22 protein-coding genes are annotated in these 24,862 nt (G+C 71.4%); 14 read left to right on the top strand and 8 right to left on the bottom strand.

Annotated elements, in window-relative coordinates; genetic code table 11:
• Positions 1-172 precede the first annotated feature (172 nt).
• Complete coding sequence (gene tuf, locus HNR67_RS15105; protein WP_185002676.1) at positions 173-1,360, top strand: elongation factor Tu; 1,188 nt, start codon at positions 173-175, stop codon at positions 1,358-1,360.
• A 97-nt stretch (positions 1,361-1,457) separates the two neighbouring features.
• Here the strand turns inward: tuf and HNR67_RS15110 are convergent, their stop codons facing one another.
• Positions 1,458-2,915, bottom strand: coding sequence for an aldehyde dehydrogenase family protein (locus HNR67_RS15110; RefSeq protein ID WP_185002678.1), 1,458 nt, complete (start codon positions 2,913-2,915; stop codon positions 1,458-1,460).
• Between the two features lie 87 nt (positions 2,916-3,002).
• The gene (locus HNR67_RS15115) at positions 3,003-3,545 is read right to left on the bottom strand and encodes a MarR family winged helix-turn-helix transcriptional regulator (protein WP_185002680.1); all 543 of its coding nucleotides are present in this window, start codon (positions 3,543-3,545) and stop codon (positions 3,003-3,005) included.
• A 211-nt stretch (positions 3,546-3,756) separates the two neighbouring features.
• Here HNR67_RS15115 and HNR67_RS15120 point away from each other — a divergent pair, with 211 nt between their 5' ends.
• Together HNR67_RS15120 and HNR67_RS15125 are read left to right on the top strand one after the other, a co-directional pair.
• A complete protein-coding gene (locus tag HNR67_RS15120; RefSeq protein ID WP_185002681.1) occupies positions 3,757-5,100 on the top strand; it encodes a glutamine synthetase family protein in 1,344 nt (447 codons plus the stop codon).
• A 10-nt stretch (positions 5,101-5,110) separates the two neighbouring features.
• Positions 5,111-6,475 (top strand): pyridoxal phosphate-dependent decarboxylase family protein, encoded by a 1,365-nt coding sequence (locus HNR67_RS15125; protein ID WP_185002683.1) that lies wholly within the window; start codon positions 5,111-5,113, stop codon positions 6,473-6,475.
• Here the strand turns inward: HNR67_RS15125 and HNR67_RS15130 are convergent.
• On the bottom strand, positions 6,425-7,951 hold the full coding sequence (locus tag HNR67_RS15130; protein ID WP_185002684.1) for an AMP-binding protein: 1,527 nt from the start codon (positions 7,949-7,951) through the stop codon (positions 6,425-6,427). The two genes, HNR67_RS15125 and HNR67_RS15130, sit on opposite strands and share 51 nt — an antisense overlap.
• Before the next feature lie 64 nt (positions 7,952-8,015).
• Between HNR67_RS15130 and HNR67_RS15135 the strand changes: the two genes are divergently transcribed.
• The 4 genes from HNR67_RS15135 to HNR67_RS15150 are packed head-to-tail and all read left to right on the top strand — an operon-like array spanning position 8,016 to position 13,172.
• On the top strand, positions 8,016-8,459 hold the full coding sequence (locus tag HNR67_RS15135; protein ID WP_221489907.1) for an ester cyclase: 444 nt from the start codon (positions 8,016-8,018) through the stop codon (positions 8,457-8,459).
• A 21-nt stretch (positions 8,460-8,480) separates the two neighbouring features.
• Entirely contained in the window at positions 8,481-9,656 is a 1,176-nt protein-coding gene (locus tag HNR67_RS15140; RefSeq protein WP_185002687.1) for an acetoin utilization protein AcuC, read from the top strand.
• Between the two features lie 7 nt (positions 9,657-9,663).
• Positions 9,664-12,384, top strand: coding sequence for a bifunctional acetate--CoA ligase family protein/GNAT family N-acetyltransferase (locus HNR67_RS15145; RefSeq protein ID WP_185002689.1), 2,721 nt, complete (start codon positions 9,664-9,666; stop codon positions 12,382-12,384).
• Between the two features lie 20 nt (positions 12,385-12,404).
• Positions 12,405-13,172, top strand: a complete 768-nt coding sequence (locus tag HNR67_RS15150; RefSeq protein WP_246492515.1) for a GntR family transcriptional regulator — start codon at positions 12,405-12,407, stop codon at positions 13,170-13,172.
• On the opposite strand, the gene HNR67_RS15155 is transcribed toward HNR67_RS15150, so the two are convergent.
• Positions 13,159-13,884 carry an alpha/beta fold hydrolase gene (locus HNR67_RS15155; protein WP_185002692.1) on the bottom strand — a complete coding sequence of 242 codons (726 nt, stop codon included), beginning with the start codon at positions 13,882-13,884 and terminating at the stop codon, positions 13,159-13,161. The two genes, HNR67_RS15150 and HNR67_RS15155, sit on opposite strands and share 14 nt — an antisense overlap.
• 56 nt (positions 13,885-13,940) lie before the next feature.
• Between HNR67_RS15155 and HNR67_RS15160 the strand changes: the two genes are divergently transcribed.
• Entirely contained in the window at positions 13,941-14,564 is a 624-nt protein-coding gene (locus HNR67_RS15160; protein WP_185002694.1) for a hypothetical protein, read from the top strand.
• On the opposite strand, the gene HNR67_RS15165 is transcribed toward HNR67_RS15160, so the two are convergent.
• Positions 14,525-15,028, bottom strand: coding sequence for a GNAT family N-acetyltransferase (locus HNR67_RS15165; RefSeq protein WP_185002696.1), 504 nt, complete (start codon positions 15,026-15,028; stop codon positions 14,525-14,527). The two genes, HNR67_RS15160 and HNR67_RS15165, sit on opposite strands and share 40 nt — an antisense overlap.
• A gap of 142 nt (positions 15,029-15,170) precedes the next feature.
• Here HNR67_RS15165 and HNR67_RS15170 point away from each other — a divergent pair, with 142 nt between their 5' ends.
• The 6 genes from HNR67_RS15170 to HNR67_RS15195 are packed head-to-tail and all read left to right on the top strand — an operon-like array spanning position 15,171 to position 20,648.
• The gene (locus tag HNR67_RS15170; RefSeq protein ID WP_185002697.1) at positions 15,171-16,286 is read left to right on the top strand and encodes a TIGR03364 family FAD-dependent oxidoreductase; all 1,116 of its coding nucleotides are present in this window, start codon (positions 15,171-15,173) and stop codon (positions 16,284-16,286) included.
• Positions 16,283-16,969: a phosphonatase-like hydrolase gene (locus HNR67_RS15175; protein ID WP_185002699.1), complete on the top strand. Its 687-nt coding sequence runs from the start codon at positions 16,283-16,285 to the stop codon at positions 16,967-16,969. The genes HNR67_RS15170 and HNR67_RS15175 overlap by 4 nt, the downstream gene beginning before the upstream one ends.
• A gap of 11 nt (positions 16,970-16,980) precedes the next feature.
• Complete coding sequence (locus HNR67_RS15180) at positions 16,981-18,009, top strand: 2-aminoethylphosphonate ABC transporter substrate-binding protein (RefSeq protein WP_185002701.1); 1,029 nt, start codon at positions 16,981-16,983, stop codon at positions 18,007-18,009.
• Positions 18,006-19,076, top strand: coding sequence for an ABC transporter ATP-binding protein (locus HNR67_RS15185; protein ID WP_185002703.1), 1,071 nt, complete (start codon positions 18,006-18,008; stop codon positions 19,074-19,076). The genes HNR67_RS15180 and HNR67_RS15185 overlap by 4 nt, the downstream gene beginning before the upstream one ends.
• On the top strand, positions 19,073-19,873 hold the full coding sequence (locus HNR67_RS15190; RefSeq protein WP_185002704.1) for a 2-aminoethylphosphonate ABC transporter permease subunit: 801 nt from the start codon (positions 19,073-19,075) through the stop codon (positions 19,871-19,873). Before HNR67_RS15185 ends, HNR67_RS15190 begins: the two co-directional genes overlap by 4 nt.
• A complete protein-coding gene (locus HNR67_RS15195; protein WP_312987306.1) occupies positions 19,851-20,648 on the top strand; it encodes an ABC transporter permease in 798 nt (265 codons plus the stop codon). Before HNR67_RS15190 ends, HNR67_RS15195 begins: the two co-directional genes overlap by 23 nt.
• Here HNR67_RS15195 and HNR67_RS15200 read toward each other — a convergent pair.
• From HNR67_RS15200 to HNR67_RS43475, 3 genes are read right to left on the bottom strand one after another with little or no spacing between them, the layout of a single operon-like run.
• Positions 20,614-21,762, bottom strand: coding sequence for an MFS transporter (locus tag HNR67_RS15200; RefSeq protein WP_185002708.1), 1,149 nt, complete (start codon positions 21,760-21,762; stop codon positions 20,614-20,616). The genes HNR67_RS15195 and HNR67_RS15200 overlap by 35 nt on opposite strands.
• Positions 21,756-23,000, bottom strand: a complete 1,245-nt coding sequence (locus HNR67_RS43470) for an aldehyde dehydrogenase family protein (protein ID WP_221489909.1) — start codon at positions 22,998-23,000, stop codon at positions 21,756-21,758. The genes HNR67_RS15200 and HNR67_RS43470 overlap by 7 nt, the downstream gene beginning before the upstream one ends.
• Positions 22,997-24,742, bottom strand: a complete 1,746-nt coding sequence (locus HNR67_RS43475) for a hypothetical protein (RefSeq protein ID WP_312987308.1) — start codon at positions 24,740-24,742, stop codon at positions 22,997-22,999. The genes HNR67_RS43470 and HNR67_RS43475 overlap by 4 nt, the downstream gene beginning before the upstream one ends.
• Positions 24,743-24,862 lie beyond the last annotated feature (120 nt).

The following is a 24,862-nucleotide window of genomic DNA, read 5'->3' on the forward strand; positions in this document are numbered from 1 at the left end:
GTCCGGCGCGCGAAGCTGACCCTCCTCCCGCTGTGGAGAACCGAAGGAGGAGGGTGGCCCGCCCCGGCGGCCCCCTGCTCGTTCATCCGACCGGGGGTCGTTGGTCGGTTCTCGCTTGACCCTCACCGAACGTGAGGGTCGAGCCTGGTCTCATCCGACCCGAGGAACAGTCATGAGCAAGCAGCAGTACACCCGGACCAAGCCGCACCTCAACATCGGCACCATGGGCCACGTCGACCACGGCAAGACGACCCTGACCACCGCGATCACCAAGGTGCTCGCCGAGCAGGCCGGGTCCACCACCGACTACGTCGCCTTCGACCGGATCGACAAGGCGCCGGAGGAGATTGAGCGCGGGATCACCATCAACATCGCGCACGTGGAGTACGAGACGCCGACCCGGCACTACGCGCACGTGGACATGCCGGGGCACGCCGACTACGTGAAGAACATGATCACGGGTGCGGCGCAGCTGGACGGGGCGATCCTGGTGGTCTCCGCCGAGGACGGGGCCAAGCCGCAGACCAGGGAGCACATCGTGCTCGCCCGGCGGATCGGGGTCGAGCACCTGGTGGTGGCCTTGAACAAGGCGGACGTGGTGGCCGATGAGGAGCTGTTGGACCTGGTGGAGCTGGAGATCCGGGACCTGTTGTCCCGGTACGGCTTCGACGGGGACGCGGTGCCGGTGATCCCGGTGTCCGGACTGCGCGCGCTGGAAGGCGACGAGCGCTGGGTGAACAGCGTGCTCGACCTGCTGCGCGCGGTGGACGAGCACGTGCCGGAGCCGGTGCGCCGCCTCGACCTGCCGTTCCTGATGCCGATCGAGAACGTCCTGACCATCACCGGTCGCGGCACCGTGGTGACCGGTGCGGTGGAGCAGGGCTCGATCGCGCTCGGCGACGCGGTGGAGGTGGTCGGGCTGGAGCCGACCTTCGGCAGTGTGTGCACGGGGCTGGAGACCTTCGGCAAGTCCCTGGACCGGGCGCAGGCCGGGGACAACGCGGCGATCCTGCTGCGCGGGGTGAAGCGGGAGCAGGTGCAGCGTGGGCAGGTGCTGGCGCTGCCCGGCAGTGTGCGGCCGCACACCGCGTTCACCGCGCAGGTGTACGTGCTCTCCACCCAGGAGGGCGGTCGCCGGACGCCGTTCCACGCCAACTACCGGCCGCAGTTCCACTTCCGCACCGCGGACGTGGTGGGTGAGATCGAGCTGCCCGAGGGCGTCGTGGTGCGTCCTGGCGACTCGGTCGAGCTGACCGTGCGGCTGGGCAAGGCGGTCGCGATGGGCGCGGGCCTGGGGTTCGCCATCCGTGAGGGTGGGCGGACCGTGGGCGCGGGCACCATCAGCGAGCTGCTCGACTGAAGGAGTGGGCGGGCCGCACCGAGGAATCGGGCTGGCCGCGCTGACGGAATGGGCTGGCCCCGCGGCATCGTGTCGCGGGGCCAGACCCGTCGCGGGGTCAGTCCAGCAGGCCGTCGGGGGCGAAGACGGTGTTCTTGAGGTCGCAGTAGAAGTCGAAACTCCACTGGCCGCCGCCGCGGCCGATGCCGGACTGCCGGGCCCCGCCGTAGGGCGCGCGCAGGTCGCGGACCGCGCCGCAGTTGACCCACACCGTGCCCGCGACCAGGTTCGCGGTGACGCGGCGGGCGCGGTCGGTGTTGCCGGTGAACACGGTGGCGGCCAGGCCATGCCTGCTGTTGTTGGCCAGGGACAGTGCCTGGGCCTCGGTGTCGAAGGTCTGCAGGGTGAGTACCGGGCCGAGGATCTCCTCGGTGAGGATCTCGCCGCCGGGTGGTGGGTCCGCCAGCAGGGTGGGGCGGTAGTACAGGCCGCCCAGCCGGTCGTGGCGGGAGCCGCCGAGCAGGGGGCGGGCGCCCGCGGCCAGGGCGCGGGTGACGAAGCCGTCGATGCGTTTGAGGTGGGTGCGGTGGATCTGTGGGCCGATGTCGGTGCGCACGTCCCGCGGGTCGCCCTGGCGCAGGGCGTTGGCACGCATCAGGAATCGGGTGCTGAACTCCTCGGCGACCCGGCGTTCCACCAGCAGCCTGCCGCCGGCGTGGCAGAACTGGCCGGCGTGGTCGAACTGTTCCACCGCGACCGCGGCGGCCCGGTCCAGATCGCTGTCGGCGAAGATGATGATCGGCGATTTTCCGCCCAGCTCCAACGAAACCGGCGTCAGTGTGGCACCGGCCGCGGCGGCCACCCGGCGACCTGCCGGTGCGGAGCCGGTGTAGGCCAGCCGGGCCAGCCCCGGATGCGCGGCCAACGCGGCGCCCGCCTCGGTTCCGGTGCCCTGCACCAGGTTCAGCACCCCGTCGGGCAGGCCGGCCTCGGCGGTGATCCGGCACAGCAGTGCGGCGGTCAGCGGCGCCCACTCGGCCGGTTTCAGCACCACCGTGTTGCCCGCGGCCAGCGCCGGGGCGATCCGCCAGCTCGCCTGCAGCAGCGGCGAGTGCCATGGCGTGATCAGTCCGCACACCCCGGCCGGGTCCCAGCTCACGTGGTTGCGGTGCGCGCGCAGGTGGAAGTCGGGGTGGTGCAGCTCCAGCAGCCGGTCGGCGAAGAAGCGGAAGTGGTGCGCGACCCTGGGCAGGGTGGCGCGCAGGTGGGTGCGCAGCAGGCCGCCGCTGTCCACCGTCTCCACCGCGGCCAGGTGGTCCAGCCGGACCAGCACCTCATCGGCGATGGCGTGCAACAGCTCGGCGCGTTCCTCCCTGGTGGTGCGGGAGAAATCGCGGAAGGCCCTGCGGGCAGCGGTGACCGCGGCGTCCACCTCGGCCGGGCCGCCGAGGGCCAGTTCGGCGATGGGCTGCTCGTCCAGCGGGGAGAGATCGGTGAACCGGCGGGCCGAGGGAACCCAGGCGCCACCGATCCAATGCTCCTCGGGGATGCGCACCCCGGCCACGGTCGCGACCATTCCGCCCCCTGGCTTGTTCGGTTCCAAACAAGTTAGGTCGCGGCCGCAGGCGGGTCAACCGCCTGCCGGGCATGATGATTGGGCCGATCAGCCCTGTTCACGCAGGGCGGCCCGGCGCGGTTCGCCCTCGCGTTCGAGGTGTCCGATCAGCCCGCGCAGGGTGGTGGCCAGGGCCTGGCGGCGCGAGCTGGACAGCTCGTCGACCACGAAGGACTCCTCGGCGTTGAAGGCAGGGAACAGCTTGCGCATCAACCGCTTGCCCTTGGTGGTCAGGTGCAGCACCACCAGCCTGCCGTCCGCGGCGTGCTCGCGCCGTTCGACCAGGCCGCTCTGCTCCAGGGTCTTGACCACCCCGGTGAGCGTGCCCTTGGTGATGCCTGCCTCCGCGGCGACGTGCCTGGTCTCCATGTCGCCCCAGATCCAGACCACCCAGAGCACCACGAACCCGGTCCAGGTCAGCCCGGCGGGCCGGAGGATGACGCTTTCCATGTGATTGCGCACCGCGACCGCGGCCCGGTGGATGTTGGCGACCGCCGCCATCGCCTCGAAGTCCAGCGGCAGGTCGCCGAGCCGTTCCCGGACCGCGTGCTCGGTCTCCTGGACGGTGCGCTGTGTGGTCACAGCGATCATTGTGCGGGTAACCGGGCGCGCCGACCGAGTGAACGTGTCAGGCGTGCCCAAATCGTTTGCTTCCCCGATAGTGGACTGGGCGCCTCCACGGGCCGGTGCATGCGCATGCAAATGGGCACCAAAGTTCATTTGGGGCCAAACGATTGACCCTTGTGTGCCCTGCGGCGCCTACGTATTGTTCGGGTCCAAACAACTTTCCGGAGGGTCGGGCATGGCCGAAAGTGCGGGTGAGCGGGCCACGGCCGTCGCGTCGGCGCTGGCCGCGGACGGCGTCGACCTGATCCGGGTGCTCTTCCCCGACCTGCTGGGCATCCCGCGTGGCAAGGAGATCCCGGTCCGGCTGCTGCCCGAGGTGGCCGAGCGCGGACTGTCCTTCTGTCGGGGCGTCTACTACACCAGCGCGCGGGGCGAGAACATCGCCGCGCCGACCGCGCTGGCGGCCGGACTGCCCGATGTGGTGGCCCGGCCGATCCTGGACACGGTGACCCGGTTGCCCTGGGCCGACGGACTGGCCTGGTGCGTTGCCGAGGTGTCCGAGCCGGGCGGGTCGCCCGCGGTGGAGGATCCGCGGGCGGCCCTGCGCCGGGTGCTGGAGCACTTCTCGGCCGAAGGGCTCAGTCCGGTGGTCGGTCCTGAGCTGGAGTTCTTCCTGCTGGAGGAGGCGGATGGCGCTTTCCGCCGGTACGGGCACGGGCTGGGCAACGTCTACACCACCGGCCTCAAGGGCGATCCGCGCGGACTGCTGCCGCACTTCCTGCGCGGCCTGACCGGGATGGGCCTGGACATCGTCGGCGGCAACCACGAGTTCGGCTCCGGCCAGTTCGAGATCAACCTGGGCCACACCGGCGCACTCGCCGCCAGCGACGCCTGCTTCGGCTTCAAGCTCGGCGTGCGCGAACTGGCCGCCACCCAGGGGCTGCACGCGACCTTCATGGGCAAGCCGTTCAACGACGACGGCGGCTCCGGCTTCCACCTGCACCTGTCCATAACGGACGGTGCCGGGGCGAACCTGTTCGACGATCCGGACGGCCCGCACGGCCTGTCCGAGCTGGCCCTGTCCGCGGTGGCCGGGATCCTGGCGCACGCGCCCGCGCTGACGGCGTTGCTGGCGCCCACGATCAACGCCTACCGCCGGTTGCAGCCGGACACCCTGGCCCCGTTCCTGGTGGACTGGGGCCTGGACAACCGCTGTGCGCTGGTGCGGATCCCGCCCGAACGCGGCGGCGGGGCCCGGCTGGAGGTCCGGCTGGGCGATGCCGCGGCCAACCCGTACCTGGGCGCGGCCGCGGTGCTGGCCGCCGCCTACCTGGGCATCAGCGAGAAACTGCGGCCCGGCGACCCGCTGATCGGCTACGGCTACGACCCGGCCAAGGCGGGCACGCTGCCCGGTGACCTGGGTGCCGCGGTGGACGCGCTGGTCGCGGACACCGCGCTCACCGAGCTGCTCGGGCCGGGACTGGTCGAGGCCTTCGCCGCGGTCAAGCGGTTCGAGGTGGCCGAGTTCGCCCGCTATGTCACCGACTGGGAGTTCCGCGAGTACGCCTACCACCTGTGAGGAGCGCAAGGTGAATCTCCGGCACTGGCTGAGCGCCGCCGTTGACCAGCACGAGTCCTGGGCCAAGGGGTTCGGCGACTTCACCCCGCATCCGGCGTTGCAGGTGGACGAGACCCGCTTCGGCGAGGCACTCGGTGAACTGGGGGAGCGGCTGCGGGACAACTACCCGTTCTTCCACCCGAGCTACGCGGGCCAGATGCTCAAACCACCGCACCCGGCCGCGATCGTCGGGTACGTGGCCGCGATGCAGATCAACCCGAACAACCACGCCCTGGACGGCGGCCGGGCCACCGCGGAGCTGGAGAAGGAGGTCGTGGCCCAGCTCGCCGGGATGTTCGGCTACGACACCCACCTCGGCCACCTCACCAGCAGCGGCACCATCGCCAACCTGGAGGCGCTGTTCGTGGCGCGGGAGACCCACCCCGGCAAGGTGGTGCTCTACAGCGCGGACGCGCACTACACGCACAGCCGGATGTGCCAGGTGCTCGGCATCGCCGGTGAGCCGGTGCCGGTCGACGCCGGCGGCCGGATCGACCTGGACGCCCTCGAACAGCGGCTGCGGCGCGGGGACGTCGGCACCGTGGTGCTCACCCCCGGCACCACCGGACTCGGCGCGGTGGACCCGATCCACGAAGCCCTGGCGCTGAAGGAGACCTACGGCGTCCGGATCCACGTGGACGCGGCATACGGCGGGTTCTTCTCCCTGGTCGCGGGGGAGTTCGGCATCCCGGCCGAGCCGTTCCGGGCCATCGCGCGCTGCGATTCGGTGGTGGTCGATCCGCACAAGCATGGCCTGCAGCCCTACGGCTGCGGTGCGGTGCTCTTCGCCGATCCCGCGGTGGGCCGCTTCTACCGGCACGACTCGCCCTACACCTACTTCACCTCCGACGAGCTGCACCTGGGCGAGATCTCCCTGGAGTGCAGCCGGGCCGGAGCCGCCGCGGCGGCACTCTGGCTGACGCTGAAGGTGTTGCCGCTGAACAGATCCGGCCTCGGCGAGGTGGTCGCGGCCGGACGCCGGGCCGCGCAACGCTGGACCGATCTGATCGAGGACTCGGCCGAGCTGACCCTGTACCAGCGCCCCGAACTCGACATCGTCAGCTACTTCCCCACCAGGCCAACACTGTCCGAAGTGGACACCGCCAGCGCCGGGACGATGGACCGGGGCATGACCAGCCAGGCCGACCCGGTGTTCCTGGCCACCTACACCGTCACCCCCGAGGCACTGCGCCAACGTGGGCACCGGCTCAACGAGGACGCCGCACAGGCGCGGATCCTGCGCAGCGTCCTGATGAAACCCGAGCACGAGTCCACTGTGGACGCACTACATGCCAGGGTGGAAGGTCTGGTCCGCGGCGGCGATCCGCTCGCGTAGCAGGTTCTTGCGCACCTTGCCCATCTCGTTGCGCGGCAGCTCGGCCACCAGCTCCAGGCGATGCGGCTGGTACCACTCGGTCATGCCGCGTTCGGTGAGGTAGGCGCGCAACTGGCTCAGCGTCGGTGGTGGACCCGCGGGCACCACCACCGCGCAGGCCAGCTCGCCCTGGAACCGGTCGGAGTAGCCGACCAGTGCCACCTGGTCCACCGCCGGATGCCCGGCCAGCTCGTCCTCGACCTCCTTGACCAGGATCATCGAGATACCGCCGATCCGGTCCACACTGCGCCCGGTCACCCGGATCCCGCCGCGCCCGTCGGCGCGGGCCAGGTCGCCGGTGTCGTACCAGCCGTGCTCGGCCAGCACCCTGACCGCGCCGGAACCGGTGTCCAGGGTGGCCAGTGCCACCGCGGCGCCGCGGATGAACAGCCGGGACTCGTCCTCGTGCGCGCCGGGGGCCAGCTCGAACTCCAGGTGCGGCCCGAACCGGCCGTCGCTGTTGGTGGCGGCATCGGCCGGGTCATCGGCCCTGGTCCAGCTGAAACCGCCCTCGGTCATCGCCCACAGCGCCCGCAGTGGCAGCCCGAACTGCTCAGCCACCTCGCCGGGCAGCTGGCGTGGGATCGGCATGCCACCGGCCATGACGCACCGCCAGGACAGCGGCAGCGGCTCGGCCCGGTGCGCGGCCAGCAGCGCGGCGATGAACGGCGGCGCGGCGGCCAGCACGGTGGCGCCCTGAGCCGAGATCAGCCGGTGCAGCCCGGCCGGATCCCACTCGTCCTGGTAGAGCGCGGTGCCGCCACGCAACAGCGGCAGCAGCACGCCGAAACCCAGTCCGGCGATCCGGGACAGCGAGTGCGGGGTCACCGAGACCACCGGCTCACCCAGGTCCTCCTCGGCGGCGAAGCTGACCAGGTTGGCGTGCAGGGTGTTGTGGCTGTGCAGCACGCCCTTGGGCTCGCCGGTGGTGCCCGAGGTGAACAGCACCAGGAACACCCGGTCCGGATCATCCTCTGACCCGTCGTCCACCCCGGCCCAGTCGCCGTCGAGGAAGAAGGGCAGATCCTCGGCCAGCACGCAGGTCCGCGCGCCGGTCCACTGCTGGAACCGGGCCCGCTCGCGTGGCCCCATGCTCGCCATGATCGGCGCCGCGATCGCGCCGAGGGCCGCGCAGGCCAGGGTCAGCGCGGCGTTCTCCCACCGGTTGGGCAGCTGGAAGGACACCACCGCACCAGGCCCGACACCCCTGGCCCGGAGCGCGTCGGCGAACCGGAACACCTGCCGGTGCAGCTCGCGGTAGGTCAGGCACACCGGTTCCGGCTGCCCGGCGACCTGGGCGACGATCGCGCGGCGCTCCGGGAACTCCGCCACCGCCCGGCGTAGATCGGACAACACGGTCGTTTCCCGCCACACGCCCAGCGCGCGGTAGTGGTTGGCAAGCTCTCGATCCGGTGCGGAAATCCGAGGAATAGCCACGATGCACGATCGTGCCGGGGCACCATGGGCGCGTAAACACCCAGAACGAGCAAGGAGTGCCAAGGTGTCGGTGAACTCGGAGCTGCGCGCCACCCGTGAGGCGATCGTGCGGGAGCACATGGAGTCGGAGAATCGGCACGAGTTCGACGTCACCCTCGGCACCTTCGAGCACCCGCGCTACGAGATCGTCGCCACCGGGGACGTCTACGACGGCGCCGAGGCCGTGACCAGGTATTTCGACGAGAGCCGGACCGCGTTCCCGGACCAGCGCAACGAGCTGCTCGCACTGCACCACGCCGATGACGCGGTGATCGCGGAGTTCTTACTCAAGGGCACCCACCAGGGCCCGCTGCGCGGCATCCCGGCCACCGGGCGCGAGTTCACCGTGCGGGCCACCGCGTTCTTCGTCTTCGAGGGCGCCCACCTGGTGTGCGAGCGGGTCTACACCGACATGCTGAGCATCCTGGTGCAGCTCGGGCTGGCCCCGATCCAGGGCTTGTCCGGGTGAGTTCGAGGTAGGTTTCACCTCATGGGTGACCGGGTCGCAGTCGTGTGGGACGAGTCGTTTCTGAGCTACGACCTCGGCGGGGACCATCCGCTCAACCCGGTCCGGCTCGACCTGACCGTGCGGCTGGCCCGCTCGCTGGGCGTGCTGGACGGGGTGGGCCTGCACCTGCCGGTGCCGGCCACCGATGCCGAGCTGGAACGGGTGCACGAGCCGAGCTACCTGGCCGCGGTGCAGGCCGCGCCGACCTCGGCCTGGGACGTCGGGCACGGCCTCGGCACCCCGGACAACCCGGTCTTCGAGCACATGCACGAGGCATCGGCGCTGGTCGCGGGCGGTTCGCTGGTCGCGGCCCGCGCCATCGCCGAGGGCAGGGCGGACCGCGCGGTCAACCTGGCAGGCGGCCTGCACCACGCGATGGCCGGGCACGCGGCCGGGTTCTGCGTCTACAACGACTGCTCGGTGGCCATCGCCGACCTGCTCGCCCAGGGCGTGGAACGGGTCGCCTACATCGACGTCGACGTGCACCACGGCGACGGCGTGCAGGCGGCCTTCTACGACGACCCGAGGGTGCTCACCATCTCCGCGCACCAGCACCCGCTGACCCTGTGGCCGGGCACCGGCTACGCCCGCGAGCTGGGCGTGGGCGCGGCCGAGGGCACCTCGGTCAACCTGGCGCTGCCACCGCGGATCACCGACGCCGGCTGGCTGCGTGCCTTCCACGCCACGGTGCCCTCGCTGCTCAAGGCGTTCCGGCCGCAGGTACTGGTCACCCAGTGCGGCGCGGACACCCACCGCGAGGACCCCCTGGCCGACATGTCGCTGTCGGTGGACGGGCACCGGGCCACCTACCAGGCACTACGCGAGCTGGCCGAGACCTACGCGGACGGCAAATGGCTGGTGCTCGGCGGCGGTGGCTACGCGCTCATGCGCGTTGTCCCCCGATCGTGGACGCACCTGCTGGCCACCGTCCTGGACCGCGATCTGGACCCTGACACCAGCCTGCCGGCGGACTGGATCGCGCACACGGCGCGACTCGCGCCACACGTGCCGCTGCCCACCTCGATGACCGACGAGTGCGACCCTAGCTTTGTGCCATGGGACAACTCCGCCGAGGACGCGGTGGATTCCGCCATCCGGGACACCCGGCGAGCGGTCTTCCCGCTGCACGGCCTCGACCCCGATGATCCACGCGACTGAGGGACCGATGAGCGAGTCCGAGTCTGAACCGGATCCTTACGACTACCCGCGCCACTGGGAAGCCGACGTCGTGCTGTCCGACGGCGGCACGGTGCACCTGCGGCCGATCACTCCCGACGACGCCGAACGCCTGCGCGCCTTCCACGGCAGGCTGTCCGAGCGCACCCGCTACCTGCGTTACTTCGGCCCGTACCCACGCATTCCGGACCGCGACCTGAAACGGTTCACCACCGTTGACCACCAGCACCGGGTGGCCCTGGTCGCGCTGCTCGGCGACGAGATCCTGGCGGTTGGCCGGTTCGACCGGCTCAGCGGCACCGGCAAGGCCGCGCTGATCAAGTCCCCGGTCACCGCGCAGTCACCCGACGGCGAGGTGGCCGAGGTCGCCTTCGTGGTCGAGGACCCGCACCAGGGCCGTGGCCTGGGCTCGATCCTGCTCGAACACCTCACCGCGGCGGGCCGCGAGGTCGGCGTGCGCCGGTTCGTGGCCGAGGTGCTCGCGGAGAACCGGCAGATGGTCCGGGTGTTCCGGGAAGCCGGGTACGCGGTCAGCCGGGCCTTCGACGAGGGCGTGCTGCACCTGGAATTCGCCATCGACCCCACCACCGAATCCCTCGCCGTGGCGCACTCGCGGGAACAGGCCGCCGAGGCGCGCAGCGTGCACAACCTGCTGCACCCGCGCTCGGTCGCGGTGATCGGCGCCTCCACCGACCACGCCAAGGTCGGCCACGCCGTGCTCAGCAACCTCCTGGTCGCCGACTTCGCCGGACCGGTCTACCCGGTCAACGCCGAGCACCGCTCGGTCCGCGGCGTGCGCGCCTACCCCACGGTGCTCGACATCCCCGACGACGTGGACCTCGCCGTGGTCGCGGTGCCGGCCGCCAAGGTCGGCGAGGTGATGGACGCCTGTCTGGCCAAGGGGGTCAAAGCCCTGGTCGTGGTCAGCTCCGGGTTCGCCGAGACCGGCACCGAGGGCGCCACCCGGCAGCGCGAGCTGGTCACCGAGGCCCGCGCGCACGGCATGCGGGTGGTCGGGCCCAACGCGCTCGGCGTGGTCAACATGGACGCGGCCGTGCGGCTCAACGCCAGCCTCGCGCCCACCCTGCCCGGCCGCGGCCGCACCGGCTTCTTCTGCCAGTCCGGCGCACTCGGCAGCGCCATCCTGGCCACCGCGGCCGAACGCGGCCTCGGCCTGTCCACCTTCGTCTCCGCGGGCAACCGGGCGGACGTCTCCGGCAACGACCTGCTCCAGTACTGGGAGACCGATCCGGCCACCGACGTGGTGCTGCTGTACCTGGAATCCTTCGGCAACCCACGCAAGTTCGGGCGGCTGGCCCGCAGGCTCGGCCGGTCCAAACCGATCATCGCGGTCAAGTCCGGTCGGCACGCGGTGCGGCCCGGACTGGCGGCCACCTCGGTGGCGGTGGACGAGGCATCCGTGCAGGCGCTGTTCGAGCAGGCCGGGGTGATCCGGGTCGAGTCACTGGCCCAGCTCTTCGACACCGCACTGCTCTTCGCCCACCAGCCACTGCCGGCCGGACCGAGGGTGGCCATCGTCGGCAACTCCTCGGCACTGGGCATGCTCGCCGCCGACTCCGCGCTCGCCCAGGGCCTGGAACTGGCCTGTGAGCCCATCGACGTCGGCCCCTCGGCCGCACCGGAGGTCTTCGCCGAGGCCATCCGCGAGGCGGTCTGCCGCGACGATGTGGACGCCCTGGTCGCGGTGTTCGCCCCACCGGTCGCGGTGCCGGGGACCTCCTACGCGCGGGCGCTGCGCGAGGCGGTCTCCGAGGGCTGCGGGGCCCGAAAGCCCGTGGTGTCCACGTTCCTGGCCGTGGAAGGCGTGCCCGCCGAGCTGGCCGTGCCCGGACCCGACGGCGCGCCGGGACCCGGCTCGCTGCCCTCCTACCCGAGCCCGGAACGCGCGGTGCTCGCCCTGTCCAGAGCGGTCCGGTACGCGCAGTGGCGGTCCGCGCCGCAGGGCCACTTCTCCCGCCCGGAGGACATCGACCCGGCGCGGGCCCGTGCGCTGGTGGACGAGTGGGTGACCGCCGAGGAGGTGCCGCTCACCGACGAGCAGGTGCTGGACCTGCTGGGCTGCTACGGCATCCGGATCGTGCCCTACCGGGTGGTGTCCGATGTGGACACCGCGATCGAGGCAGCCACGGAGATCGGTTACCCGGTGGCGCTCAAGTCCGCCAGCGCCCGGCTGCGGCACCGCGGTGACCTGGTCGGCGTGCGCCTGGACCTGCCCGGCCGGTACGCGGTGCGCTCGGCGTACGCGGACCTGCGCGAGGTCTCCGCCAACGCCGAGGTCTACGTGCAGGCCATGGCCCCCAAGGGCGCTTCCTGTGTGATCGGCCTGCAGGACGACCCGTCCTTCGGCACCCTGGTCTCCTTCGGACTGTCCGGAGTGGTCAGTGACCTGCTCGGTGACCGCGCCTACCGGGCCGTGCCACTCACCGACGTGGACGCCGACAGCCTGGTCCGCGCACCCAAGGCGGCTCCGCTGCTCATGGGCTACCGCGGCGACGTGCCTGCCGACCTGGACGCGCTGGCCGGGATCGTGCTCCGGGTGGCCGCGCTGGCCGAGGACCTGCCGGAGGTCCGATCGCTTGCCCTGGAACCGGTGCTGGCCTCCGCCGCGGGCGCGTTCGTGACCAGCGCCCGCGCCTGCCTCGGCCCGCCACCGTCCCGACCGGACAGTGGACCGCGCCGACTTCGCTGACTGGACATATGGTTGATCACATGCCACCTGCCCAGCCTGCCCACCGCGCCGGGGAACCGGTTCGCGACGGGATCCCCGAACACGGGCGGATCCCTCGTTACTACGCGGTCAAGGTCCAACTGCGCGCGGTGATCGAGGAGCTGGGCCCCGGCACCATGCTGCCGAGTGAACGCGAGCTGGCGGAACGGTTCGGCGTGTCCAGGGTCACCCTGCGCCAGGCCGTGGGGGAGCTGGTGCTGGAAGGAAAACTGCAACGGCGGCACGGCAGCGGCACCAGCATCGCGCCGCCCAAACTGAGCCAGCCGCTGTCGCTGTCCAGCTACACCGAGGGCATGCGCGCCCAGGGCGTGCGGCCGGGGCGCAACCTGATCACCCTGGAACGGCTCACCGCCGACGCCGGTCTGGCCATCGACCTGCGGGTCGAGGTGGGCGCGCCGGTGATCCACATCGAGCGGGTGCTGCTGGCCGACGACGAGCGGGTCGGGCTGGAGTCGACCTACCTGCCGGAGCAGCGTTATCCCGGGCTGCTGGAGGTCTTCGACCCGGCCGAATCGCTCTACGCCTGCCTGCAGCAGCAGCTGGGCGTGATCTTCGCCGAGGCGGAGGAACGGGTCGAGACGGTACTGGCCACCCCGCGCGAGGCGTTGCTGATCGGCACCAACCCGGCCCTGCCCATGCTGCTGCTGCACCGGATCTCAACGGATCAGCACGGCAACCCGATCGAACGCGTCCGCTCGCTCTTCCGCGGCGACCGGTTCAGCTTCGTCACCCACCTCAAACCGCACTGAGGAACCCGAGCACCTCCGCCGCCCAGGCCGCGGCGTTCTCCTGCGCCACCGCGTGCCCGCCGGCCAGCTCCACCAGCCGCGCCCCGGGGATGCCCTCGGCCAGTACCCGGGAATGTCCTGGCGTGCACAGCACATCGCCGCGGGCCGGGAGCACGAGCGTGGGCACCCGGATACCGGGCAGCTCGGCCCGGACGTCGACGTCGAGGGCCATCGCGAGCTGGTCGAGCACGCCCGGTGTGGGGTCGTCGGCCAGCCACTTGGTCAGTCCGGCCACCAGCGCGGGCACGTCCGCGGTGGCCAGGTGGTCGGTGCTGTGGCACAGCAGGGTCAGGTACTCGGCCAGCGCCGCGTGCTCGCCGGACTCGACCAGCCGTCGCCAGAGCGTGAGGGCCAGGCGCAGGTGCGGTTCGGGGTAGCCGAAACCGGCGGTCAGGATCAGGCCGTCGACCCGGTCCGGATGGCGGGTGGCGATGCGCACGGCCACGGCGGAGCCGGTGGAGAAACCGAGCACGGTGAACGGGCCTTCAACCCCCTCGACCAGGCGGTCGGCCAGGCCGTCCAGGGTCAGTGGCTCGGGCGGGGTGGCGCCGGAGCCGGGGTAGTCCTGGGCGATGACGGTGTGCTCGCGGGACAGGGCGTCGAGGATCGGGCCGAAGCTGTCCTCGACGGTGCTGCCGACGCCATGGGCCAGCAGGACGGTGTGGCGGGTCATGATCGGGACGGTAAATCCTCACACCGCTGTGAGGGTCAAGCCGCATACTGGCCGGTGTGATCGAGTGGACACAGGCGCACACGATCCGGGTGACCCGGGAGTACCGGATCCCCGTCAAGCGCGGTGCGGGCGATCGTGGAGTGGTGCTCGCCCGCGGTCCCGAGGCCGCCGGGTGGGGCGAGGTGCTCGCGGTGCGCGAGGGCCTGGAACCCGTCTACTGCATGTGCATGGGTGACCTGACCGTCGTGGTGCGGGACCAGGCCGAGCAGGTGCTCGGTGAGCTGCGCTGGCACCACTTCGACTCGCTGAGCGCGGGCGACGGGACGCTGCCACTGGTCGACCCGCGTCGGCTGATCCAGCGGCTGGAACAAGCTCGGGTGCTGCTGGTGCGGGACGGCGGGATCGAGTGGCTACCGCGCGAGCAGTGGGGCCTCCCGGACGCCGTCGAGATCCGGGCGCGCGTGCCGCTGTGGGCGCTGGCCGGCGCGTTCGAGGACGCCGGGTGGCTGGTGGAGCGGCGCGGCCGGGAGTGCCGGGTGCTGGGCGAGGACGTCTACGCGGTGCTGAGCCAGCACGGCGACGAGGTGCTGATCTCGGCGCGACTGGACGGGGTGCCCGCGGAGCGGGTGTCCGCGCTCCTTCACCGGGTGATCGCGGGAGCGGCCAGCCGCAGCAGGTAGCGGAGCCCCGGCTGCCCGGACAGGAGGACCTGCTCGCCGGTCGGTGTGAACCCGGCGCGGCCCAGCACGGCCCGCGAGCCGAGGTTGTCCACCGCCGCGGCGGCCCGCAGGCTAGCCAGTCCGTAGTCCCGCGCCGCCAGCGCGCACATCTCGCGCACCACGGCGGTGGCCAGGCCCTGGCCCGCGGCCTGCTCCGCGATCCGGAACCCCAGCTCTGCGCAGCCATCGGCCACATCGACGAGGTTCACCCGGCCCAGCACCTCGCCGCCCTCGCCGAGCACCACGTGGAAATGGCACACCCCGGCCGCCTGCTCCGCCAGCAGCGCGTGGTGCCGCTGCTGGAAACCGGTGAAGTAGTCATCGCCCCGGTCGGGCACCGAGGCCGCGAAGTAGGCGCGGTTCGCCAGCTCGAAGGCGAGCACGGCCGCGGCGTGCTCCAGCCGGAGGCGTTCGATCACGGGCACCGCGGCACCGTACCCATTAGCCCTGGACACCGCCGCTGGATAACGAACAGGTAACTGGTCTAGTTCATCTTTACCTGGGAGTTCACCCCTGGTTGGGCTGATGGTCCCGGGCTGTTCGGTTGCGCCGACAACCGTGTGCCGGGTGCGAGTACTGATCGTGGGCGGCGGCGTGCTGGGGACCATGCACGCCTGGCAGGCCCTCTCCCGAGGCCATGACGTCATCCAGCTCGAACGCGAGCCCGAGGCCAGGGGCGCCTCGGTGCGCAACTTCGGCCTGGTCTGGGTGAGCGGGCGGTCCGAGGGCGCCGAACTGGCCACCGCGCTGCGCGCCCGCGAACTGTGGGAGCGGCTGGGCGCCGAGGTGCCCGCGCTCGGGTTCCGGCCTGCCGGGTCGCTCACCGTGTTGCGGACCGACGCCGAACTGGCCGTGGCCGAGGCGTTCGCCGCCTCCGCCGCCGCGGCCCAGCGCGGCACCACCCTGCTCGACCCCGAGCAGGCCCGGCTGCGCAACCCGGCGCTGCGCGGGGACTTCCTGGCCGCGCTGTGGTGCGACAAGGACGGAGCGGTGGAGCCGAGGACCGCGCAACCCGCGCTGCGCCAACACCTCCAGGCCACCGGTCGCTACACCTGGCTGCCCGGCCGCGAGGTGCGCGAGCTGACCGCGGACGGGGTCCGGGACGATCACGGGCAGCGGCACGAGGCCGACCTGGTGCTGTTGTGCATTGGCGCGCAGCTCGGCGGGCTGGCCAGGGAGGTGGCCGGGGAACTGCCGTTGCGGCGGGTGCGGTTGCAGATGATGCAGACCGAACCGCTCGGCGCGGACTTCCCGACCGCGGTGGCCGACGCGGACAGCCTGCGCTACTACCCGGCCTACGCCGGACCCGCCCTGGATGCCTTGCGCGCCAACCAGCCGCAGGCCGCGGTGGCCGCCGAACACGCCATGCAGCTGCTGGTCGTGCAGCGCCGCGACGGCGGGCTGACCATCGGCGACACGCACGGGTACGAGGAACCGTTCCCGTTCGACACCGAGGAAGCACCGTACGAGTACCTGCGCGAGGTCACCGAATCCCTGCTGGGACAGGCACTTCCGCCGATCCGGCGACGTTGGGCCGGGGTGTACGCGCAGAGCCGGACCGGCGAGATCGTGCACCGGGCCCGGCTCACCGACCGGGCCTGGGTCATCGCCGGACCCGGCGGGCGGGGCATGACCTGCTCGCCCGCGATCGCCGAAACCACCGCGCTGGAGGCCGGACTGTGACGATCACCTTGGCAGTGCTGGACATGGCCGGCACCACCGTGCTCGACGGCGGACTGGTCGAACGCGCGTTCACCGCCGCGGTCGGCGCGGTCGGCGTCGCACCGGACGCGCCCGCCTACCCCGGCATGCTCGACTACGTGCGCGCCACCATGGGGGAATCCAAGATCACCGTCTTCCGCGCGCTGCTCGACAACGACGAGGACCGCGCCCAGACCGCCAACCAGGCATTCGAGCAGGCATACGCCGACCTGGTCGACGCCGGACACTGCGACCCGGTGCCCGGCGCGGCCGAGGCCATCACCCGCCTGCGGGACAACGGGATCAAGGTCGCCCTGGGCACCGGGTTCGCCGCGCCCACCCGGGACCGGCTGCTGGCCGGACTGGGCTGGGAAAACCTGGTCGACCTCAGTCTCACCCCCGCCGAGGCCGGGCGCGGACGGCCCTACCCCGACCTGGTGCTCACCGCCGTGCTGCGGCTGGGTATCACCGACGTCCGTCAGGTCGCCGTGGTCGGCGACACCACCGCCGATGTCCACAGTGGACTCCGTGCGGGCGCTACCGTGGTCGCGGGCGTGCTCACCGGAGCCCACGACCGCGCGGCGCTCACCGCCGCAGGCGCCACCCACGTGCTCGACTCCGTCCGTGAGCTACCCGATCTGCTGATCAAGCCCGAAAGCCGTTGAGGGAGAACCCCATGCGCCGGTTGCTGGCCGCCGCCATCACCCTGACCCTGCTCGCCGTCGGTAGCGCCTGCGGTGGCACCGCGGGCGGCAGCGGTGCGGACACCGTCGTCGTCTACAGCGCCGACGGCCTCAAGGACTGGTACGCCAAGCGGTTCGCCGAATTCACCAGGAAGACCGGCATCGCGGTCAACGTGGTGGAGGAGGGCTCCGGCGGGATCGTGTCCCGGATGGAGAAGGAACGCGCCAACCCCCAGGCCGACGTGCTGGTCACGCTGCCGCCGTTCATCCAGCGCGCCGCTCAGCAGAACCTGCTGGCCGAGCACCGGATCCCGGGCGCCGACCAGGTCCCGGCCGGCGCCCGCGACCCGGGCGACCGGTACGCGGCGATGATCAACAACTACCTGGTCATGGTCTACAACCCCGACCACGCCCAGCCCGCCCCGCGCACCTGGGACGACCTCCTGGACCCTCGCTTCAAGGGCAAGCTCCAGTACTCCACCCCCGGCCAGGCCGGGGACGGCACCGCGGTGCTGCTGCAGCTCCAGCACGTGCTCGGCGACCAGGGCGCCCTGGACTACCTCAAGCGCCTGGAGACCAACAACGTCGGCCCGTCCTCCTCCACCGGCAAGCTGCAACCCAAGGTGGCCAAGGGCGAACTGCACGTGGCCAACGGCGACCTGCAGATGAACCTGGCGCTGATCAACAACGACAAGTCCAACATGCGGATCTTCCTGCCCGCCGACAACGCGGGCAAGCGGTCCACCTTCGCCATCCCGTACCACGCCGGACTGGCCGCACAGGCCCCGCACAGCGAGTCCGGCAAGAAACTGCTGGAGTTCCTGTTCTCCACCGAGGTGCAGCGCACCGCGCCGGAGAGCTTCGGCACGCCGGGGCGCGCCGACATCAAGGCCGAGGGCGAGCTGGCCACCCGGATCAGCGCGGAACTGGACGGCGTCGACATCTGGCAGCCGGACTGGAACACGGTGCTGACCCGCCTGGACGCCGACCTGGCCGCCTACGGCAAGGCAGTCGGCCGATGAGCGCGGTACGCCTTGAACAGGTGAGCGTCCATTTCGGACGGACGGTGGCGCTGGCCGGACTCGACCTGGAGGTCGCCGTCGGCGAGACCCTCGCCCTGCTCGGCCCCTCCGGCTCGGGCAAATCCACCGCGCTCAAGGCCATCGCAGGATTCCTGCGGCCCAGCGGCGGCCGGGTCTTCCTCGGCGGCGAGGACGTCACCGACCTGCCACCGCACCGGCGTGGCCTCGGCGTGGTGGTGCAGAGCTACGCGCTGTTCCCGCACATGCGGGTCTTCGACAACGTGGCCTTCGGCCTGCGTGCCCGCCGCGCCGGTCGCAAGGAGATCGAACGCCGGGTCACCGAGGTCCTCGAACTCGTTGGCATGGCGGGCTTCCGGGACCGGTATCCGCGCGAACTCTCCGGCGGGCAGCAGCAGCGGATCGCCATCGCCCGCGCACTGGCCATCCGGCCGCCGGTGCTGCTGCTGGACGAACCGCTCTCCGCACTCGACGCCGCCCTGCGCGAGGACATGATCGCCGAGCTGCTGCGGCTGCGCGCCGAACTGCCGGACACCGCGATCATCCACGTCACCCACGACCAGGGCGAGGCCCTCGCGCTGGCCGACCGGATCGCGGTCATGCGCGATGCGAAGCTGGTCGACATCGGCCCGGCCCGCGAGCTGTACCAGCGGCCGCCCTCGGCGTTCACCGCCTCCTTCCTCGGCTCGGCCAACCTGCTCCCGGTGCGGGTGCTGGACATCGGCGCGGACACCGGCGCCCAGGTCCGGCTCGGCTCGCTGACCCTGCGCGCGGAGACCACCGGCACGATGCTGGCCGGGCAGGAGGCCACCCTGGGCGTGCGCCCGCACCGGCTCACGGTGCACGCCGAGGCCGCCGGTGGCCTGCCCGCCCGGCTGGTCGGCGTGCAGTGGCGCGGCAACGGGTTCCGGCTGGACCTGGAACTCGACGGCCTCGGCCCCGCCCGTGCCGAAGTGTCCACAATGGACGGCCTGCCCGCGCTGGGCGAGCGGGTCGGGGTGACCGTGGCCGACGGCTGTCCGCTGGTCCCGGCCGGCGGTGCCCGGTGACCCGGCTGCTGTGGCTGTTGCCGCCACTGCTGGTGGTGCTCGGCTTCTTCGTCTACCCCCTGGTGCTGCTGGCCCAGCAGTCCTTCACCGGCGACGCCTGGGCGGAGGTGTTCGCCTCCGCCGAGTTCGGCCGCGCGGTGTGGCGGACCGTGCTGCTCGCGGTCTGCGCCACCGTCGGCTGCCTGCTGCTGGGCACCTTCCTGGCGCTGGTGCTGGCCTTCGCGCCGTTCCCCGGCGCCGGAGTGGCGGCCAGACTGGTGGACGCGGTGCTCGCGTTCCCCTCCTTCCTGATCGCGCTGTCCTTCACCTTCCTCTACGGCAGCGCGGGCGTGCTCAACGCGATCCTCGGCCAGGGCACCCTGGATTTCCTGTACACGCCATGGGGTGTGCTGCTCGCCGAGATCACCTTCTACACCCCGTTCGTGCTGCGGCCCGCGCTGGCCGCGTTCCGGCAGATCTCCGGCGCCCAGCTGGACGTGGCCGCCAGTCTGGGCGCGCGGCCGTGGCGGGTGCTGTGGCGAGTGGTGCTGCCCGAGGCCCGTCCCGCTTTGGCCGCCGGGGCGTGCCTGACGTTGCTGCTCACCATGAACGAGTTCGGCATCGTGCTCTTCGTCGGCGCCAAGGACGTGGTGACCCTGCCGATGCTGGTCTACACCAAGGGCATCGTCACCTTCGACTTCCCGCAGGCCAGCGTGGTCGCGGTGGTCAACGTGGCCCTTTCCCTCGCTCTCTATGGTCTTTACCGCTGGGTCTTCAGCAGGACGGGGGCAGACCGTGTTGGTCTGGACAAGGCGTAGCCGGATCATCCTGTGGCTGGTCTTCGCCGTGCTGTTCGGCGTGATCGTGCTCGCCCCGCTGGCGATGATCGCGCTGGCCGCGATCGCGAGCAGCTGGAACAGCGTGCTGCCGGACGGGTACACCGCCGGGCACCTGGCCACGGCGGTCTCCGGCGACGGACTGGCCAGCGCGGTGGTGAGCCTGCAGACCGCGGCACTGGCCTCACTGGCCGCCGTGTTGCTGGGCACCTGGGGCGCGGTCGTGGTGCGGAGCCTGCCGCCGATCCCGCGCCGGATCGTGGACCTGGTGCTGCACCTGCCGATCGCGGTGCCCTCGGTGGTGGTCGGCTTGGCCCTGCTGGTCGCGTTCAGCCGACAACCGTTGCTGCTCAACGGCACCCGGTGGATCGTGCTGATCGCGCACCTGGTGATCGTGCTGCCCTTCGCCTACAGCATGGTGGCCGCCGCGCTGGACCGGGCGGATCCGGCGCTCAACCAGGTCGCGGCGAGCCTGGGTGCGCGGCCGGGCCGGGTGCTGTGGCGGGTGCGATTGCCGTTGCTGCTGCCCGCGATGTCCGGTGCGGCCGGGCTGGGCCTGGCGCTGTCCATGGGCGAGGTGGGCGCGACGATCATGCTGTACCCGCCGGACTGGCGCACGCTGCCGGTGAGCATCTTCGCGCACACCGACCGCGGCGAGGTGTTCCTGGCCGCGGCGAGCACCATGCTGTTGCTGGCACTCACCGTGGCCGGGCTGTTCGGGCTCAGCGCGCTGAAACCCCGTGGCGCGGAACGCTGATCCGCCCGGACAGCAGGAACAACCCGGTCACCGCGGCCAGCGCCAGCATCAGCCCGTCCGGCCGCAGCAACTCCACCGCCAGCCCGCCCAGTGGCGGCCCGGCCAGGCTGCCCAGGCCCCAGACCGTGGTGGCGCAGGCGTTCGCGGTGACCAGGTCGGCGCCCCGGAACCCCTCGCCGATCCGCACCAGCCCGAGCGTGTAGACCCCGCCCGCCGCACCACCGAGCAACACCAGCGCGGGCCACAGCAGCACCGGATGCGCCATCAGCACCGGCAAACCCAAGGCCAGCAACAACACCACCACCCCGCAGGCCAGGTGCAGCCTGCCCCGGTCCACCCGATCGGCCAGCCAGCCCAGCGGCACCTGGAGCAACGCGTCCCCGGCGAAGACCGCGCCGACCAGCAGTACCGCGACCTGCTCCGGGTGCCCGTAGGCCATGCCGTACAACGGGAACAACGCGAGCACCACGCTGTCGAAGAAGGAGAACATCAGCACCGCCAGCACGATCACCGGCGCCCGGCGGGCGAAACCGAGCAACCCGAACGACCGCTGCTGATGTCCGCCGCCGACCTCGCACCGGGTCAGCGCGAGCAGCAGCACACCCGGCAGGTGCGCGGCCACGGTGACCAGGATCGGCACTGACCCGCCGGAACCCAGCCAGGCCAGCAGTCCCGGCCCGGAGACCTGGCAGAGGGTGAACACCGAGGTGTACACCGCGACCCAGCGCCCGCGCACCCCGTCCGCGGCCACCTCGTTGATCCAGGTCTCGCCCAGCGCCAGCAGGATCCCGGCGGCCGCGCCCACGGTGAACCGCAACACCAGCCAGGCGGTCAGATCCGCGGTCGTGGTGAGCAGCAGCAAACTCAGCGCGGACAGCGCCAACGCGCCCAGCAGCACGGTTTTCACCGTCCAGCGCCGGGTCAGCGGACCGGTCAGCGGGGCCGCGCACAGGATGCCCAGCGCGGGCAGCGCGGCGGCCGCGCCGACCACCGCGCTGGAGGCCCCCGCCGCGGCCAACCGCAGTGACACCAACGGAATCGCCAGCCCGGTGGCCAGGCCGACCACCGCGACCGTGCTGACCGCGGCGACCGGTTCCCAGCGGCGGCTCAGCATGCCAGCCGCGGCGCCACGAGATGCCGGAAGATGTCCCGCTGCGGCGAGGTCGCGCCCGGCACCCGCTCCCCGTCCACATACCGGCAGGAGGCCGCCGGACCCTGGCCGCCGTAGGGCAGGTAGCCCTTCTCGGTCAGGTGCAGATCGGTGTCCCGCAGGATCGAGTCCGGTTCGTGCAGCGGGGTGTCCAGCAGCGAGTCCACGTACGGGCTGGCGCCGAACAGCGAGACGTACATGGCGTTCTGCCGGTAGCGGTGGTCGGTGAAGTAGCCCGCCAGGTCGGCGTCGGAGTCGTAGGGCTGGAGGTAGAACACCGGGGCGAAGAACTCCTGGAAGTTCCCGCCCAGCGCCAGATCCTTCTCGAACACCGTCGGCCGGATCATCCCGCTGACCGGGTTGATCTCACCGCCGTACACGCAGAACTCCCGGTCCTCCTTGAACATCCGGATCAACTTGAGCGGGTGGTCCGGATCGCTGTTCGGCCCGACCAGGTTGTCCGGATCGGCGTAGGGGCCGACGCGGTGCTCCAGACCCCGCAGCCGGAGCACCAGCGCCGAGCGGAACTCGGCCAGCCGCTCCCGGTGCACCAGGATCGCGTTGGGCCCTGCGCAGTCCTGACCCTGGTTGTAGAGCACCACCCGCAGCGCGCTGTCCACCGCGCGTTCCAGGTCCGCGGACTCGGTGACCACCAGGGGGTTGTGCCCGGAACCGTTGAGGATGAACAGGGTCCGTTTCAGGAACAGCCGCCGGACCTTGGCCGCGTTGTCCGGGGACCCGGTGAACACCACCGCGTCGGTGCGCCGGGCCCGCTGCGCCACGAACACCTCCCGGTCCTGATAGGACACTCGCAGATTGGGGAAGTAGCGCGGCAGGTCCAGGACGTCGGCGAGTTTGCGGTAGTGCGGGTGCATCACCGTCGGCGGGCGCAGCGCGGCGTCCTCGGCCAGCAGCGAGGGGATGACGCCGAAGCACACGGTGGCGTACAGCGGCTGGTTCAACGGCAGGAAACTGGTCACCCCCTGGATCCGGCCCTGGAAGTACTCGCGGTTGTGGTGCAGGTTGTCCAGGAACTCCACCGAGCGCTCGATCTCGTCCAGCGCCACGTTCGCGCACTGGTAGCCGGAGAGGCTGCGCACGATCTCCTCGGTGCGCTCACGCAGGTCGGCGGCGAAGGAGGCGGCGCGCTGCCGGATCTCCGGGAAGTCCACAGTGGACACGGGGGCAGTGGTGACGGTCACGGCGAACCACCTTGTTCGGTGCGGGCGAGGGTCTCGCGCAACAGCCGGAGCGTGCGCTTGGGTCCGGTGATCCGGATCCAGGTGGCCAGGCGCGGGCCGTGTGGGCGGCCGAGCAGGGCCAGGTAGAGGGTTCGGCAGGCGGCGGGCTTGCCGAGCGGGGAGACGGTGAGCAGCAGGCCGAGGCGGATGGCGAGTTCGGCGGGCGGGGCCAGCTCGATGACCTCGGCGACGCGCTGGAGCAGGGCGGTGTGGGCGGGGGTCGGCAGCCAGGGGAGTAGGGCGGCATCGCGCGGGCGAGGTGCGGCCGGGGTCGCGTCGTGCGGGCGATCGGCGGCGGTTCCCGGGGCCGCGGTGAGTGGGCGGCGGGCGTCGTGGAAGTGCCACGCCTTCACCAGCAGCTCGTGGTCCACCTCCGCGAAGTACCGCCGCGCGAACTCCACCGCCGCCGCGAAGTCCACCGGCGCGCAGGCGTCCAGGACCCGCACCAGCTTCCCGAACCCCGGCCCGGCCACCCCAGCCCCCGCGCCGATCCGGTGCAGCCGCACCCTGGCGCCCGCGCCGCGCCCGGGATCGGCCGCGCGGCGGAGTTCGTGCCGCACCGCGTCGTTGATCCGCGGCGCCAGCGCCGGGGCGAACCGCCTGGGCCGCCGGGGTTTCCGGTACAGCAGCAGGCGCAGGGCCTCCTGGGTGAGGTAGTCCTGGGCCTCGGTCAGGGAGAAGCCGTTGCCGCGGGACTTGCTGATCTTGTGGCCGCGTTCGTCGGTGAACAGGCCGTAGCCGAACAGCACCGGCGGCTCGCGGCGCAGCCGGGCGAAGATCCGGCGGACCACCTGGGCCGAGGCGGCCAGGTCCTCGCCGTGCATCTCGTAGGCCACGCCGCGGGCGAGCAGGCGCATGGCCCAGTCGGCCTTCCACTGGAGTTTGCAGGCCCCGCCCAGCGCGGAGACCGTGATCGGCTCGCCGATGGGCTCGCCCGCGTAGTACTCGTGCGGCTCGATCCCGTAGTCAAGGCCGGGCCGCTGGATGATCACGTCGGCCGGGATCTCATAGGTGAGCGAGCCCACCACCGGATCCACCGAAAGGACCCTGGTGTGTTCGATGACCCGGCCGGTATAAGCCGAAACCGGCATCAGGATGCTGTACGAACTCCGGCGCACCGGGCCCACCGAGGCGCCCACCAGATCGTTGCACCCGGCCAGGTCCGCGAGTAGTGAACGGATCGTGTCATCGTACTTACCAGATGCGTACGCGGTGGAGCTGCACACCAGGTCGTACTCGACCTCGAAGGCGTCCAGCACCCGGCGCAGGCGGGCGTTGATTCCACTGGAAAGGCTTTCATCCTGCTCGAATGGATCCGGCACCCGATGCAGTGGCATACCCAGGTGACCGGTCAGCAGTTCCCGGTTCGGAAAGCCGTCCGGGACTTTCCGCAACGCGTCCATGTCATCGGAGACCAGGACCAGCCTGGTCGGCCTGCCGGTGGTCTCAGCGAACGTTCGCTGGACGAAGCTCGTACGCACGACCTCGCATAACGTGCCGATGTGCGGTAACCCGGACGGTCCGAAACCGGCGCCGAAAAGGACCTCGCCGGTGGCATCCCCGCGTTTGTCGAGCAACGCGCTGACTTTGGCTGACTCGGTTACGCACCAGTCTCGTGGCGGCATCGGACCTGCTCCCCGGAATTGCGCGATGGGGTGATGGGATGTCTCAAAACCTACGCAGCGGGAACCTGTCCTGTCCATGACGTCCCACTAACGGTGTAAGCCTTGCGACGGGTGCCGCAGAACCGGAAAGGTAATGAACTGGTATAAGAAATCCACCCGACATCCCACGGTGATCCGGACGAAATGGAACGGATCGCC

Source organism: Crossiella cryophila, assembly GCF_014204915.1.
In the GTDB taxonomy this organism is placed as follows: domain Bacteria; phylum Actinomycetota; class Actinomycetes; order Mycobacteriales; family Pseudonocardiaceae; genus Crossiella; species Crossiella cryophila.